This is a genomic window from Marinimicrobium sp. C2-29, assembly GCF_038419845.1.
Taxonomy (GTDB): domain Bacteria; phylum Pseudomonadota; class Gammaproteobacteria; order Pseudomonadales; family Cellvibrionaceae; genus Marinimicrobium.
Window position 1 is genome coordinate 22,545 of the sequence record NZ_JBCAQT010000006.1, and the last position, 15,618, is coordinate 38,162.

Annotated in this window: 15 protein-coding genes; 11 read left to right on the top strand and 4 right to left on the bottom strand. The window is 60.2% G+C overall.

Going from position 1 to position 15,618, the window contains the following annotated elements; all coding sequences use genetic code 11:
• Window positions 1–50: 50 nt before the first annotated feature.
• The 11 genes from AAE484_RS07270 to AAE484_RS07320 all read left to right on the top strand — a co-directional run bounded on the left by AAE484_RS07270 (window position 51) and on the right by AAE484_RS07320 (window position 12,176).
• Complete coding sequence (locus AAE484_RS07270) at window positions 51–1,271, top strand: argininosuccinate synthase (protein ID WP_341937701.1); 1,221 nt, start codon at window positions 51–53, stop codon at window positions 1,269–1,271.
• Window positions 1,272–1,535: 264 nt separating this feature from the next.
• On the top strand, window positions 1,536–2,987 hold the full coding sequence (gene ccoN / locus AAE484_RS07275) for a cytochrome-c oxidase, cbb3-type subunit I (RefSeq protein ID WP_341937702.1): 1,452 nt from the start codon (window positions 1,536–1,538) through the stop codon (window positions 2,985–2,987).
• A gap of 10 nt (window positions 2,988–2,997) precedes the next feature.
• A complete protein-coding gene (gene ccoO, locus AAE484_RS07280) occupies window positions 2,998–3,609 on the top strand; it encodes a cytochrome-c oxidase, cbb3-type subunit II (RefSeq protein WP_341937703.1) in 612 nt (203 codons plus the stop codon).
• A 5-nt stretch (window positions 3,610–3,614) separates the two neighbouring features.
• The gene (locus AAE484_RS07285) at window positions 3,615–3,857 is read left to right on the top strand and encodes a cbb3-type cytochrome oxidase subunit 3 (protein ID WP_341937704.1); all 243 of its coding nucleotides are present in this window, start codon (window positions 3,615–3,617) and stop codon (window positions 3,855–3,857) included.
• A 2-nt stretch (window positions 3,858–3,859) separates the two neighbouring features.
• Window positions 3,860–4,765 carry a cytochrome-c oxidase, cbb3-type subunit III gene (gene ccoP, locus AAE484_RS07290; protein ID WP_341937705.1) on the top strand — a complete coding sequence of 302 codons (906 nt, stop codon included), beginning with the start codon at window positions 3,860–3,862 and terminating at the stop codon, window positions 4,763–4,765.
• Entirely contained in the window at window positions 4,752–6,167 is a 1,416-nt protein-coding gene (ccoG, locus tag AAE484_RS07295) for a cytochrome c oxidase accessory protein CcoG (protein ID WP_341937706.1), read from the top strand. Before ccoP ends, ccoG begins: the two co-directional genes overlap by 14 nt.
• 18 nt (window positions 6,168–6,185) lie before the next feature.
• Window positions 6,186–6,752: a FixH family protein gene (locus AAE484_RS07300; RefSeq protein ID WP_341937707.1), complete on the top strand. Its 567-nt coding sequence runs from the start codon at window positions 6,186–6,188 to the stop codon at window positions 6,750–6,752.
• A gap of 102 nt (window positions 6,753–6,854) precedes the next feature.
• A complete protein-coding gene (locus tag AAE484_RS07305) occupies window positions 6,855–9,272 on the top strand; it encodes a heavy metal translocating P-type ATPase (protein ID WP_341937708.1) in 2,418 nt (805 codons plus the stop codon).
• 1 nt (window position 9,273) lies between these two features.
• Window positions 9,274–9,480, top strand: a complete 207-nt coding sequence (ccoS, locus tag AAE484_RS07310) for a cbb3-type cytochrome oxidase assembly protein CcoS (protein WP_341937709.1) — start codon at window positions 9,274–9,276, stop codon at window positions 9,478–9,480.
• Between the two features lies 1 nt (window position 9,481).
• A complete protein-coding gene (locus AAE484_RS07315; protein WP_341937886.1) occupies window positions 9,482–10,210 on the top strand; it encodes a sulfite exporter TauE/SafE family protein in 729 nt (242 codons plus the stop codon).
• 214 nt (window positions 10,211–10,424) lie between these two features.
• Complete coding sequence (locus AAE484_RS07320) at window positions 10,425–12,176, top strand: hypothetical protein (protein ID WP_341937710.1); 1,752 nt, start codon at window positions 10,425–10,427, stop codon at window positions 12,174–12,176.
• A gap of 64 nt (window positions 12,177–12,240) precedes the next feature.
• Here AAE484_RS07320 and AAE484_RS07325 read toward each other — a convergent pair whose 3' ends face one another.
• The 4 genes from AAE484_RS07325 to rsxD all read right to left on the bottom strand — a co-directional run bounded on the left by AAE484_RS07325 (window position 12,241) and on the right by rsxD (window position 15,592).
• Window positions 12,241–13,083 carry a mechanosensitive ion channel family protein gene (locus AAE484_RS07325; RefSeq protein ID WP_341937711.1) on the bottom strand — a complete coding sequence of 281 codons (843 nt, stop codon included), beginning with the start codon at window positions 13,081–13,083 and terminating at the stop codon, window positions 12,241–12,243.
• Window positions 13,084–13,149: 66 nt separating this feature from the next.
• Window positions 13,150–13,866: an electron transport complex subunit E gene (locus AAE484_RS07330; RefSeq protein WP_341937712.1), complete on the bottom strand. Its 717-nt coding sequence runs from the start codon at window positions 13,864–13,866 to the stop codon at window positions 13,150–13,152.
• Entirely contained in the window at window positions 13,863–14,537 is a 675-nt protein-coding gene (rsxG, locus tag AAE484_RS07335; RefSeq protein ID WP_341937713.1) for an electron transport complex subunit RsxG, read from the bottom strand. The genes AAE484_RS07330 and rsxG overlap by 4 nt, the downstream gene beginning before the upstream one ends.
• Window positions 14,537–15,592, bottom strand: a complete 1,056-nt coding sequence (gene rsxD, locus AAE484_RS07340) for an electron transport complex subunit RsxD (protein WP_341937714.1) — start codon at window positions 15,590–15,592, stop codon at window positions 14,537–14,539. Before rsxD ends, rsxG begins: the two co-directional genes overlap by 1 nt.
• Window positions 15,593–15,618 lie beyond the last annotated feature (26 nt).

A 15,618-nucleotide genomic window follows, 5' to 3' on the forward strand; every position in this document is an offset into this window, starting at 1 on the left:
CCATCGGCCGGCGCCTTCTCGAAGTACAGCATTCTCAGCGGGAGCACCCTATGTCATCCATCAAGAAAGTGGTTTTGGCCTATTCTGGCGGTCTGGACACCTCGGTTATTGTCAAATGGCTGCAGGAGACCTACAACTGTGAGGTGGTGACCTTCACTGCCGATATCGGCCAGGGGGAAGAGGTGGAACCCGCGCGTGCCAAGGCCAAGGCCCTGGGCGTCAAAGAAATCTACATTGACGATCTGCGCGAAGAATATGTGCGCGACTTTGTCTTTCCCATGTTCCGCGCCAACACCATTTACGAAGGTGAGTATCTGCTGGGCACGTCCATCGCCCGGCCGCTGATCTCCAAACGTCTGATCGAGATCGCCAACGAAACCGGCGCGGATGCCATCTCCCACGGTGCTACGGGCAAGGGTAACGACCAGGTGCGGTTCGAGCTGGGTGCCTATGCGTTGAAGCCGGGCGTCAAGGTGATTGCCCCCTGGCGCGAGTGGGACCTGAACTCCCGCGACAAGCTGATGGCCTATTGCGAGCAGCACAGCATTCCCGTGGACTTCTCCAAGGGCAAGAAAAAGTCTCCCTACTCCATGGATGCCAACCTGCTGCACATCTCCTACGAAGGCGGCGTCCTGGAAGACCCCTGGACCGAAGCCGAGGAAGAGATGTGGCGCTGGAGCGTTGCCCCCGAAGCGGCGCCCGATACCCCGACCTACATCGATATCACCTACGAAAAGGGCGATATTGTCGCCATTGACGGCGAAACCATGTCGCCCGCCACGGTGCTTGAGCATCTGAACAAGGTGGCCGGGGCCAATGGTATCGGTCGTCTGGATATCGTGGAAAACCGGTACGTGGGCATGAAATCCCGCGGCTGCTACGAAACCCCCGGCGGTACCGTCATGATCAAGGCGCACCGGGCCATTGAGTCCATCACCCTGGACCGGGAAGTGGCGCACCTCAAAGACGAGCTGATGCCCAAATACGCCGAGCTCATCTACAATGGCTACTGGTGGAGCCCCGAGCGCAAGATGCTCCAGGCCGCCATTGACCAGTCCCAGGAGCATGTCAACGGTGAAGTGCGCCTGAAGCTGTACAAGGGCGGCGTCCACGTGGTGGGACGTCAGTCCAAAGACAGCCTGTTTGATGAGAAAGTGGCTACCTTCGAAGATGACGCGGGCGCCTACGATCAGAAAGACGCCGAAGGCTTTATTAAACTAAATGCCCTGCGTATGCGTATAGCTGCTAACAAGGGTCGCAATCTGCGCTAACGGATCCTGTCAGAGACGCTTTGCACCTCCGGGCAGGTCCCGGCGGTGCAAACGCGACCCCCGCACCGGGGCTTCCCCCCTCGAATAACAATACTTTAACCAAGACTAAACACGTTTTTTTGACTAAGGTCAAAAAAGCGCGTCCCTGGATGGGCGACAATGCGCCGCGAGCGGCTTTTGACCACCCCGGACTCTGCCCGGCAGAGCCCGGGGCGGGCAAGCCGTCGCCGAAGACGAATTGATCTGCAAAAATGGGAATAACCTATGAGTAGTAACCTGACAGCCGCCGGAGACCATCCGGTGTACGACTACAAGGTCGTGCGTCAGTTCTCCATCATGACGATCGTATGGGGCATCGTCGGTATGGGGGTTGGGGTGTTGCTGGCGGCCCAGCTGGTCTGGCCGGCTCTCAACGACCTGGTACAACCCTTTACCCACTTCGGCCGGTTGCGGCCCCTGCACACCAATGCGGTGATCTTCGCCTTTGGCGGCTGTGCCCTGTTTGGCACCTCCTATTATGTGGTGCAGCGGACCTGTCAGACGAAACTGTTTGGCGGCTGGCTCGTGCCCTTTACCTTCTGGGGCTGGCAGGCCGTCATTGTGTCCGCCGCCATCACCCTGCCGATGGGGCTGACCTCCACTAAAGAGTACGCCGAACTGGAGTGGCCGATTGATATCCTGATCGCCATTGTCTGGGTCAGTTATGCGGTGGTCTTCTTCGGAACCATCGCCAAGCGCAAAACTTCCCACATTTATGTGGCCAACTGGTTCTACGGCGCCTTTATTCTGACGGTGGCGGTATTGCACATCGTCAACAGCGCGGCGATTCCGGTCAGCGCTTTCAAGTCCTACTCCGCCTACGCCGGCGCCACTGATGCGATGATCCAGTGGTGGTATGGCCACAATGCGGTGGGCTTTTTCCTGACCGCGGGCTTTCTGGGCATGATGTACTACTTCGTGCCCAAGCAGGCGAACCGTCCCATCTACTCCTATCAGCTATCGATCGTGCACTTCTGGGCGCTGATCTCCATTTACATCTGGGCCGGTTCGCACCACCTGCACTACTCGGCGCTGCCGGACTGGGCCCAGAGTCTGGGTATGGTCATGTCGCTGATTCTGCTGGCCCCCAGCTGGGGGGGCATGATCAACGGCATCATGACCCTGTCCGGCGCCTGGCATAAACTGCGTACCGATCCCACCCTGCGCTTTCTGGTGGTATCCCTTTCCTTTTACGGCATGTCGACCTTCGAAGGTCCCATGATGTCGATCAAGACCGTGAACGCCCTGTCGCACAATACCGACTGGACAGTCGGACATGTGCACTCTGGCGCGCTGGGCTGGGTGGCGATGATCTCGATTGGTGCCATTTACCACCTGCTGCCCATTCTGTTCGGTAAAAAGCAGATGTACAGCGTCAAGTGGATCAACGTGCACTTCTGGCTGGCCACGGCGGGAACGGTGCTTTACATCGTATCCATGTGGGTGAACGGCATCATGCAGGGCCTGATGTGGCGCGCGTTCAATGCTGACGGTACCTTGACCTACAGCTTTATCGAATCGGTGGTTGCCAGTTACCCGGGCTACTTTGTTCGTTTCCTCGGCGGGTTGATCTTCCTGCTCGGTATGGTGCTGATGGCCTACAACGCCTGGCGTACGGCCACCATGCCCGAGCCCGAGCCGGTAGCGGACGACAATACTCAGGCTCAGGTGGCATAGGGGAGACGTAATGAAACATCACGATATCGTTGAGAAAAACCTTGGTCTGATGGTCGTGCTGATTGTGATTGCGATCAGTTTTGGCGGCCTGGTACAGATCGTGCCCCTGTTTTCCCTGAAGGAAACTACTGAGCCGGTAGCCGATTTGAAGCTTCTGGAGCCTCTGGAGCTGGAAGGGCGCGACATCTACATTCGCGAAGGTTGCCACGTGTGCCATACGCAGATGGTGCGACCGTTGCGGGCCGAGGTGGAGCGCTACGGGCACTATTCCGTGGCGGGCGAGCATGTCTATGAGCACCCCTTCCTGTGGGGCTCCAAGCGCACCGGGCCGGACCTGGCACGGGTGGGTGGACGCTACTCGGATGATTGGCACGAGGCGCACCTCTATAACCCCCGCACGGTCGTGCCCGAATCGAACATGCCGGCGTTCCCCTGGCTGTACGACAACACCCTCGATGGCGAACACACCGAGGCGAAGATGCGCGCGCTGCGTATTGTTGGCGTGCCCTACACCGATGAGGATATCGAGGGTGCCGGTGAGGAGGTCAAAGGGGAGACGGAAATGGATGCGCTGGTCGCGTACCTGCAACAGTTGGGCACTTCGCTCAAAGAGAAACGGTGATCACAATGGATAGCGGTACTCTGGGCGCAATTTCAACCGTGCTGGTCGCCATCGCCTTTGCGGGCGTTTGCTGGTGGGCGTTCTCGCCCCGGCGCAAAAAACGCTTTGACGATGCGGCCAACCTTCCCTTTGCCGATGAAGACCGGAAAGAAAACGAGGCGGACTCTTCTGGCGAACAGAAGCAGGCCGGCGAAGCAGATGATCGGGCTGAGCATCACTCCGGTGACGAAGCTGACAGGCGGAATTGATTATGAGCACATTTTGGAGCCTTTGGATTATTGTTCTCACCCTCACCAATCTGGCATTGGTGTTGTGGGTGTTGTTGGCCAACCGAAAAGTGGCCGTGCGGGACGATGAAGACCCCGAAAACCGCAAGACCGGGCATGTCTATGACGGGATTGAAGAGTACGACAATCCACTGCCGCGCTGGTGGTTCAACATGTTTATCGCCACCTTCATTTTCGGCGGTATTTACCTGCTTCTGTATCCGGGCATGGGCAGTTTCCCCGGCCTGTTGGGCTGGACCCAGGAAAAGGAGCTGGAAGGGCATCAGCAGCAGGCCGAGGCGCGTTTTTCCGAGCAGTTTGGCGAGTACGCGCAGACCCCGATCAAAGAGTTGGCGGAAAACCCGGATGCCATGAAAATGGGCACGCGCCTGTTTGCCAACAACTGTGCCGTCTGTCACGGCTCCGATGGTGGCGGCAACTGGGGCTATCCCAATCTGACCGACGATGACTGGCTCTGGGGCGGTTCGCCCGAACGCATCAAGCAGACGCTGGTGGACGGGCGCCAGGCCGCGATGCCCGCCTGGAGCAACAATTTGGGTGAGGAGGGTATCGCCCAGGTCACCGAGTATGTGCTCAGCCTCAATGACCGCGAACACGACGAATCCATGGCCGAAGAGGGCCAGCAAAAGTTCGCTCGCAATTGCGCGGCCTGTCATGGGGCCGAGGGTAAGGGCAATATCAACCTCGGTGCGCCCAACCTGACCAATGATATCTGGCTGTACGGCGGGGCTCCCAGTGATATTCGCCAGACCCTGCGACAGGGTCGTAACGGGGTGATGCCGGCGCAGGAAGATCTGCTCAGAGACAGTCATATTCATATTCTCGCCGCTTACGTCTACAGTCTGTCCATGGAATATGACGAAGAGTAGTCAGCGAGAAGAGGAACGGGAGACAGGGATCCGCTACGTTAACCTCTACGAGGCGGATGACAAGGTCTATACCCGGCGTATCACCGGGTTCTACCAGAGGTTGCGTCGCTACACCGGCATCCCCCTGATCGCCGGCTACCTTCTGATGCCCTGGCTGGTCATTGATGGCCGGCCGGCCATGTTGTTTGATTTGCCGGAGCGGCGCTTTCACGTCCTCTGGCTGAGCTTCGGCCCGCAGGACGGGATGTTTCTCGCCTGGTTGCTGATCATTGCCGCCTTTCTGCTGTTTACCGTCACTGTCCTGGTGGGGCGTGTCTGGTGCGGGTTTACCTGTCCGCAAACGGTCTGGACCCAGATGTATATCTGGGCAGAGAATCTGTGTGAAGGGGATCGGAACAAACGCATCAAGCTGGATCGACAACCCTGGGGGCCGCAAAAACTGGTGCGCAAAGGGGCCAAGCACGGGATCTGGCTATCGATCGCTCTGATTACGGCGGTGACCTTTGTCGGCTATTTTGTGCCCATCAGAGAACTGCTGGTGGGGCTGGCCACCGTCGAGGTGCATCCGGCGGCCGCGTTCTGGGTGCTCTTTTTTACCGCTGCCACCTATGTCAACGCTGGCTTTATGCGTGAGCAGGTGTGCAAGTACATGTGCCCCTATGCCCGCTTCCAGTCGGTGATGTACGATCAGGACACGCTCACGGTCTTTTACAACTACATTCGCGGCGAACCTCGGGGTCCGAGAAAACTGACTGACGACCGGGCCGAGCTCGGTCTGGGCGACTGCATCGACTGCTCCTGGTGTGTGCAGGTCTGCCCCGTGGACATCGATATTCGTGATGGCCTGCAGGCCGAATGCATTGACTGTGGCCTGTGTGTGGATGCCTGCAACGCGGTGATGGACAAAATGCACTACCCGCGCGGGCTGATCAGTTTCACCACCGAGGATGCCATCGAGAAGGGCCATACGCGGGTGTTTCGGCCCCGGTTTCTGGCCTACGGGGCGGTGCTTCTGGTCATGTTCAGTGTGTTTACCTATGCGCTCAGTGAGCGCCTGCCGGTCGGGCTGGATGTGCTGCGTGATCGCGGCATGCGTATGTACCGGATCAGCGGCAAGGACGTGCAGAATGTCTACACTCTGAAGATCCATAACAAGGATCGGGAGACTCACACCTATGACGTCTCCGTATCGGGCGAGTATGACTTCGAGCTGGGTGGCTATCGACCACTGCCGGTTGAGGAGGGGGAAATCGTCACGGCGCCGGTTCGGGTGATTGTGCCTCGCGATGAACTTGATAAAGTCAAAACCTCGGTGACCCTCCGGGTCGAGGCGCGGGATAATCCCGCCATCCACACGGAACACACCACAACGTTCATAGGTCCGACGCCACGTGAGCGGTAAGGCCTGACTGGGGATAGTATGAGCGATACCAACGATAGTGGGCCGGCTTACCGGCAACCCTGGTTCTGGTTTGTCATGACACCACTGATTGTGGTGGTCTGCGTGTCCCTGAGCTTTGTCACTGTCTCCCTGTACCACGCCGACGATCGGGTGGTGGACAATTATTATCAGCAGGGGCGAACCATCAATCAGAGCTTTGATCAGGAAGCCCGCGCACGGGAACTCGGGTTGCTCGCCAATCTGCGTTTTGATCAGCAGACCGGCGAAGTTCTGCTTCGCCTGAATGCATCATCTGAGCGTTCAGATCCGTTACCTGAGCGGTTGTTGTTGATGGTAGGTCATCCGGTGGATGCCGACCTGGATCAGCAGGTCGCTATGCTTGAAGTGCGCGAAGGGGTTTATCGTGGCGATCTGGTGCGCGGTCTATCGCATCGGCGCTATCTGACGTTGTTGCCGGAACTCGAATCCGAGCGGATGCGGGACGCCGAATGGCTGCTGCGCGGCGAAATCCAGTTTGAAGACACTGATCAGATTGAACTGAGTCCCTCCGACCGAAGTCTACCTGAGGGCGCAGAGGCGCCGTAGCGGTGCGGCTGTTTTGATCGCGGGTCATTGTTACCGAATGCCATTTTCCGCACGTTTGCATCGAACGCTCTTTCAACGATTTTCACCTGACCCTCCGGAATTATGACCAACAGCGCCTGTTATCATTGCGGTCTGCCCGTGCCTGAAGGGGCCTATTACCCCGTCGTCATTGAGGGCCATGAGCAGCGGATGTGCTGCCCGGGCTGTCAGGCGGTGGCCAGTGCCATTGTCGAGGGCGGCCTTGAGCGCTTCTATCAGTACCGCACCGAGGCCAGTGAGCGGCCCGAGGATGCCGATCTTGAGCGGGCGCAGTGGCAGCTCTACGACCTGCCCGAGGTGCAATCCGAATTTGTCCTCGCCACCGAAGAGGGGCTGGCCCGCGCCAGCCTTTTGCTTGAGGGCATGACCTGCGCCGCCTGCAGCTGGCTGATTGAAAAGCACATGAGCCAGTTCCCGGCGGTCACATCACTGGTGGTCGATGTCACAACCCATCGCTGCACTCTCACCTGGAACCCGAATCAGCAGCCGCTGAGCGAGCTGTTGGCCGCCCTGGCCAGCATCGGTTATCGTCCGCGCCCGGCCACCGACGAGCAGCAGCGGGACCTGGCACAACGGGAAAACCGCACCGCGCTGTTGCGCCTCGGCGTGGCCGGCTTTGGCATGATGCAGGCGGGGATGGTGGCGGTCGGTCTCTACACGGGCGCGGCGGAAGAATGGCAGGTGTTCCTGCGCTGGTTGAGCCTGCTGGTGACTACCCCGGTGGTGCTGTTCAGCGCCTGGCCCTTCTTTCAGTCGGCGGCCCGCAGCCTGCGGGCCGGGCAGTTGATCATGGATGTGCCGGTGGCCCTGGCGATCGGTCTGGCCTATGGGGCCAGCGCCTGGGCGACCATCAACCAGTCGGGTGAAGTCTACTTTGAGTCCGTCGGGATGTTCACCTTCTTCCTGCTGGTGGGCCGATACCTGGAGATGCGTACCCGCCATCGCAATCGCCTGGCCTACGGCAACCTGGCGCAACTGATGCCGTTGAGCGCGCTCTGGTTGGGACCCGAGGGTGAGCGGCCGGTGCCGGTCAAAACCCTGAAGGCGGGGGATCAGGTGCGAGTGCGCAGCGGCGAGACTTTCCCCTGTGACGGTGAGATCCTCAGCGGTCACTCCGATGTGGTGGAGGCGCTACTGACCGGCGAGTCTCGGCCGGTGGCCAAGCAACCCGGTGATCCGGTCGTGGGTGGCACGCTCAATGGCGAGAGTGACCTCACAGTGCGGGTGACCGCTGTGGGGGCGAACACTCAGATTTCCGCCATTGAGCGGCTGGTGTCCCGGGCCGAGCAGGAAAAACCCCATCAGGTGGCGCTGGCGGACCGGGTCGCGCGCTATTTTGTGGCGGCGGTGCTGGTGATTTTTGCCATCGTCTTCGGAGCCTGGCACTTGATCGACCCCGAGCGCGCCTTCTGGGTGGCGCTCTCGGTGCTGGTGGTGACCTGCCCCTGCGCCCTGGCGCTGGCCATGCCCACGGCCCTGACCGCCGCTACGGCCAATCTGCGGCGTCACGGTTTTCTGGTGGCGCGTGGGCACGTGCTGGAAACCCTGGCCAAAGTCGACCGGGTATTGCTGGACAAGACCGGCACCCTGACCGAGGGGCGGTTTTCCCTGCGTAGCATCCATTGTCTCACCGATCGTGACCGGGAGTCGGTGTTGACCGTTGCCGGCGCGCTGGAAGCGCCGGCGCGACACCCACTGGCGGCGGCCTTTGCGCCCTGGTTCGGGCTCAAGCAGGCACACAACACTCGCCAGTCGACCGCTGCCGGTGTTGAAGGCGAAGTGGATGGCATCCGCTATCGTCTGGGGCACCCGGATTTTGCCGGCGAACTGTGCCCGCACCGTGAGCTTCCGGCTGTGCCCGACGCCGAGCAACTCTGGTTGCTGTTGACCAGCTCCGAAGGTCCCCAGGCCTGGATTGCCCTGGAGGACAAACCGCGCGAGGGGGCCCGGGAATTGATTGCCTACCTGCAGGGTCGGGGCATAGAGGTGGAGCTGCTCAGTGGCGACCGCTCGGGCGCCGTCGCGAGCCTGGCCGCCGACCTCAACATCGGGCCGTATCTGGCGGGCGCTCTGCCGCAGGACAAGCTGGCGCGAATGCAGCAGGCCCAGGCGCGGGGCGAGCGGGTTCTGATGGTCGGGGACGGTATCAACGATGTGCCTGTGCTGGCGTCGGCTGATGTGTCCGTGGCCATGGCCTCGGCCTCGGATCTGGCGCAGACCCGCGCCGATGCGGTGCTGCTCAGTGACAATCTGGCCACCTTGAGCCACACTCTGGAGCTGGCGCGTCGCACCCGGCGGGTCATTCAGCAGAATCTCGGGTTTTCCCTGGGTTACAACCTGCTGGCGCTGCCCCTGGCGGCGGCCGGGCTGATTCCCCCCTGGCTCGCGGCAATCGGCATGACCGCCAGCTCGCTGATTGTGATTTTCAACGCCCTGCGGTTGCAGCGAACCCGGGCCCCCGGGATTTCCAGCGGAGGTTAATGTGGAAAGTCTGTATCTATTGGTCCCGATTGCACTGATATTTGTCGCCATCGCCTTGAAAATCTTCTTTTGGGCGATCAGAAGTGGCCAATACGACAATCTCGATACCGAAGCTCATCGCATTCTGTTTGACGACGACGAAGTCCCCGCCCGGTCGCCCCGCGAGAAGGGCGCCGAATCTGAAGGGAAGCAAGACGAACGTGACTGAGATGGGAGCCGGGCTGCCCGGTGTGCTGCTGGCCGCGTTTACTCTGGGCCTGTTCAGCAGCGCCCACTGTATCGGCATGTGTGGTGGCATTATGGGTGCCCTCTCTGTGGCCATACCGGCCGACGCCCGAGGGCGCCGCTGGCGACTGCTGGTCAGCTATAACCTGGGCCGCATTGCCAGCTACACCCTGATGGGCCTGATTTTCGGCGCTCTGGTGGGCGAGGTGGCTGCCGGGAGCCCGGTGTTGCGCCTGATCGCCGGTCTGCTGTTGGTGATGATGGGCCTGTATCTGGCGGATTGGTGGCGGGGGCTGACCTGGCTGGAGCGCGGGGGGCGACACCTCTGGCGCTACATCCAGCCGCTCGGAAAACATCTGATGCCGGTCCGTCGCGCCCCCCAGGCGCTGTTGCTGGGTAGCCTCTGGGGCTGGTTACCCTGCGGTCTGGTGTACACCGCCCTGGCCTACGCCCTGTCACAGGGGAGCGCGCTGGCCTCGGGGGGCGTGATGTTGGCGTTTGGTCTGGGCACCCTGCCCGCGGTGTTGGCGGCCGGTGTGGCCGCCCAGCGATTGACCCGGTGGCTGCAACGCCGCTCCCTTCGCCGGCTGCTGGCGGTCGTGATCATCGCCTTTGGTGTCTGGACGTTGCTGCCCGGGCTGGGTCTGGGAAGCCACGGGGCGCACTCGCCGGGCGAGACAGAGATGGATCACTCCGGACATCATTTGCATTGACCCGCTGACGCTCTCCCGTCCCATGTTTGCGATTTCCTTTCATCCGGTAGTGACGCCGGGCTTTTTTCCAGTATATGATGCCCGCGAGTGCCACGATTTTGGGGCGGCGCAAAAAAGTGCCAGCCTGAAACGATAGAAACCCCAGACAGAGACCAATAAACCGTTGTGATCAGAGTGGAAGTTGAGTTGTCGCCATTCTCAGCAGGGAGCCTTTATGAATAGAGGCCCCCTGATGAATAGTGGTCAGAGGAGCGTGGCCTGGTTATTGGGATGGCTTTGCGGCGGCTGTGTTGTCTCACTGTGTGCCGCCTTCACCCATGCCGACTCGGTGGAAACGTCCGACCGTGAAGGTGAAGGCGGGCAAGCCTGCGTCGAATTCGAGTACAACTACCGGGACCTTACCGAACAGCGTGAAAGCCGACTGGTGTTTGATGCGTTTGCCGATGAGCAGGGCAAGACCATCCGCCATATCCGGTACGAAAGTCGGGATATTTTTGACGAGTCCGACCCGGATGAGAATAACTGGCTGTACCGGGGCTTTAATGAGTTGCATATCAACACCCGTGAGCCGGTGATCGCTGGCCAGTTGCTCTTTGCTGAAGGCGATTCGCTGCGCGAGAGCCTGGTCAAGGAGTCGGAGCGCATACTGCGCAGCCGCAACTATCTGACCAGCGCCTACATCGTGCCCGACGTCATCTGTCCCGATTATATCGACCTGCTGGTAGTGACCCGGGACTCCTGGGTTACGGAACCTGAACTGACCTTCTCCCATGAGGGGGGAGAGACCGAGTCGGGGATCGGGCTGAAGGACGGCAACTTTCTGGGCTCGGGGGACGCCATTGCGATACGCTATGCTCAGGACCTGGAGCGCAGCAGTGTCAGCTACGAGTACGAAACCGATCACTTCATGCAGACCCGGCTCTCCACCCGGGTGTACTACGCCCAGAAAAGTGACGGCGAAGACAAGGCCTTCCGGCTGGAACGTCCGTTTTATGCCCTTCAGGTGCCCTGGGCGGCCGGGGTCTCGACCGAAGATGTCTCGGAGCTGAGCATCATTCGGGAGGGCGGTGATGATATCAATGAGTTCCGTCACCGCAACCGCGACAGCGAAGTCTATTTCGGTCTGGCGGGACGTGCCGATAGCGAGTTGACCCGTCGCTGGCTGGTCGGGATCAGTCGGGAAGAGGATGTCTTCAGTGCTACCGAGGACACGACTCTGGAGGCTCCGCAAGATCGCCGGGGCAACTATGGCTGGGTGGGGCTGGAGGTCATCGAGAACCGGTTTGCCACCTACAAAAACCTCAACCAGATCCAGCGCACCGAGGACATCGCCATGGGGGTCAATTACAACCTGCGCCTGGGCTATGGGGGCAGCCAGCTGGGCAATGAGCGCGACCTGATTCGTTACTGGGGTAATTACAGTAACGTCATCGGGGTGGGTGAGCACCACATACTGCAATTGCATGCCGATTTGAATGGTCGTCACTACCAGAGTCCCGAGAGCATCGATAGCGGCACCCTCGGGGCGGAAATGGCCTACAACTGGTTCCGGGATGATCAGAATCGCTGGTACATCAAGCTGCGTTACGACCTGGGTCGTAACCTGGAGCAGTACGAACAGTTGACGCTGGGTGGTGGCAATGGCTTGCGTGGCTATCCGATCGATTATCAGCGAGGCGAGCGGCGCTACCTGTTCAACCTTGAACGGCGCTATTTCTCCGATCTGCACCTGTTCAATATCGTGCGTATGGGCGGGGTGGCCTATTTTGACGCGGGGCGCGCCTGGGATGACAACATCGAGGGGCAGGATAACCCGCACCTGTCCAACGTCGGTCTCGGGCTGCGCTTCAGCTCCAGCAAAACCAAGGTGGGCAATGTGCTCCACATTGATCTGGCGATGCCCCTGGCGGATCGGACTGGCCTCGAGAGCACCCAACTACTGATCAAGGCCGAGAGCAGCTTTTGACCCCGCCTGAAACCCCATAAAAAAGGGCGCCATTGGCGCCCTTTGTTTGCATTGTGTGATCGGACTATTTTTCCGCGGGCTTTTCCATAAGAGCCTCCTGATAGACATGAACATCGCGCTGGGGGAAGGGGATGGTCATGCCATTCGCTTCCAGATCGACCTTGATCTTCTCCATCATGCCCCAGTAAATGGGCCAGTAGTCGTCGGTTTTCACCCAGGGGCGACAGATGATGTCGACGCTGTTGTCACCCAGCGATCCCACAGAAATATTGGGAGCCGGTTCTTCCAGGATGCGCTCATCTGAGTTCAGCGCCGCCTGCATGACTTCCCGGGCTTTCTGAATGTCGTCGCTGTAGCTGATGCTGAACACCAGATCGACCCGGCGGGTGTCGCGCGCCGAGTAATTGACAATGTTATCGGCGTAAATGGAACCGTTGGGTACGGTCACTTCCTTGTTGTCCGGCGTGCGCATGACGGTGGCGAAAATGCTGATCTTCTCCACCATGCCGGCGGTGCCTGCGGCCTCGATGTAATCGCCCGCCTTGAACGGCCGCAGCATCAGGAGCAGGAAACCGGCCGCAAAGTTCTGCAGCGACCCCTGCAGCGCCAGACCGATGGCCAGGCCGGCCGCACCGAGTACGGCAATCAGCGAGGTGGTATTGACCCCCAGGCGGTCCAGAGCCGCCACGATCACGAAAATGTACAGCAATACCCGAGCGATGGTCTGGATGAATTCAATCAGAATACTATCCAGCTTGGTACGACCCAGGGCCTTGCCCAGCAAGCCGGAAATAATGCTGATCACAATGCGGCCAATAATGAAAAGCAGCACAGCTGAGACAATGTTGATGCCCCAGGGGACCAGGTAGGTTTCGACAAAGGAGTTGATCTGCTCGGTATTGAACATGCGCTATCCTTCTATAGAGAGTGTAGTGGTGTGAGTTTAGCGAACAAACCCCGACGTTTCATCCCACTAGCCGATATTGCCCGTGGTCCGGACCCGCTTGCTGCCTTTGATTGCTTCGGTCCCGCTGGCCGCCTCACGCTTTTTGAGCTGAGCGTCGACGCTGTTCTTGAGCGCAATCAGAAAGCCGGTCACGATGAAAGCGCCGGGCGGCAACACCGCGACCAGAAAGCCCGGGTAGTTGGCGAAGGGCTGCCAGGTCCAGCCGCGCGCGCCCTCTCCGAGCAACAGGTGCATATCGTCAAAGAGGGTGCCATTGCCCAGTAATTCCCGCACGCCGCCGACGGTCAACAGTACCAGCATGAACCCGAAGCCCATGGTTAAACCGTCGACCGCGGAGGGGAGCACGGAATTTTTGCTGGCAAAGGCATCGGCTCGCCCCAGAATCGCGCAGTTGGTCACGATCAGGGGGATGAAAATGCCCAGAATGGTATAGAGCTCATAGGTAAACGCGCGCATGACCAGTTCGATACAGGTGGTCAGCGCGGCAATGATCATCACAAAGACGGGCAGACGCACCGCGTCGCTCACCCCTTTGCGGATCAGGGATACGATGATGTTGGAGCTGGTGATCACTAACAGTGTTGCCAGCCCCAGTCCCATGGCGTTGACCACTGAGCCGGTGACGGCCAACAGCGGGCAGAGACCCAGCAGTTGCACCAGCGCCGGGTTGTTGGTCCAGAGACCGTTTTTGCTGATGGCTCCGTAGTCGGCGGTATCACTCATGGTGTGCTTGCCTCCAGCCTGTCAGTTGCGGATTCGGAATCGGGTGTTTCCGGGTCGGCGAACAACAGCTCCCGGTGATTGTCGACAAATACGAGTACCTTGCGCACCTGGTTCACCACCGCTCGAGGCGTAATGGTGGCACCGGTAAATTGATCAAAGTGACCGCCGTCTTTTTTCACCTGCCACTGTTCGGGCTCGGGGTTGCCCAGGGATTTACCATTGAACCCCAGGACCCAATCGCTTTTTTTCAACTCCACTTTGTCGCCCAGTCCCGGTGTCTCCCGGTGCGTGAGCACCCGCATACCGGCGACGGTGCCGTCGCGGTTGATGCCGACAATCATCCGGATATCGCCACTGTAACCGTCCGGCGCCACGGCTGGCACAATGATCGCCGTCACCTCGCCATCCTGACGAGCAAGATGAATGTCGGCGGACGCATCCAGGCCCAGCTGGTCCCGGGAGTCTTCCGGAACCGGCAGGGTATCGGCCAGCAGGTCGTTGTCGTGGCGCTCTTTCGGAATGATTTCCAGCAGGGCCTGCTGGGCGGCGGCCCGCTCCGAACTGGCGATCTGTTCGCGCGTGAGCTGATAGGTGCCCGCGAGAACGCCAGCGGTCACCAGGGCAAAGGCGCCCAGCAACAGACTGTTCTTACCGATGGAGCGACCGAACATCAATGTTCCTCCCGCTTTTCCGTGGCGCGTCGGGGCTGTTTGTGCCCGTAAGTGCGCGGCAGAGTGTAGTAGTCAATGAAGGGCGCGGCGAAATTCGCCAGCAGCACGGCGAAGGCCACCGCATCCGGATAGTTGCTCCAGGCGCGCATGACATACAGCAGAAGGCCGACCAGGGCGCCGTACACCAGCCGCCCGCGGTTGCTGACAGCCGAGCTGACCGGGTCGGTCAGGATAAAGAAGGCGCCCAACATGGTCGCCCCGGAGAAGAGGTGAAGCAGCGGTGACCCCTGACTCTGGGCGCTGCCGTCATAGAAAAAAACCGACACCACGGCCAGCGTCACCAGCATGCTCACCGGTGCGTGCCAGGTGAAGACTCTCTGGTAGAGCAGAAACAGTCCGCCGAGCAGAAAGCCCAGGTTCACCCACTCCCAGCCGGCGCCGGCCCAGAGGCCGTTGCTGAGAGTGGGATCACTGGCATAGAGGTCGTCCAGCAGCAGGCCGCTGTTCTGTTTGACCACGTCGAGCGGTGTGGCGGCCGTGTAGCCATCCACGGGCACGCCCAGCCAGATCTGCTTGAGCCCTTCGACCAGACCGACCAGGCTCTGGCCCTCGGCCAGTGTGCTGGCGGGTGCGGCCCACTGGGTCATCTCCACCGGAAAGGAGATCAGCAGAACGACATAGCCCACCATGGCCGGATTGAACGGGTTGTAGCCCATACCGCCGTACAGCTGCTTGGCCAGGATGATGGACACGGCACTGCCGGTCACCACCAGCCACCAGGGACAGTAGGGGGGCAGTGCCAGGCCCAGCAGAACGCCGGTGACCAGGGCCGTGCAATCACGCAGGTAAAAGGCGACCGGGCGGCCGCGCAGTTTCATGATCAGCGCTTCAAACAGCAGGGCGGACGCGCTCGCCAGCACCACGTTGAACAGGCTCCCCCAGCCGAACGCCAGGGTGAGGGCGGCCAGACCGGGCAGGGTCGCGAACACCACCAGGCGCATCAACTGCCCGGTGCTGCGAGTACTGTGTGTGTGGGGTGATGTGACCCTTAACATGAATGCACTGTCTCTAGGCTTGTTGG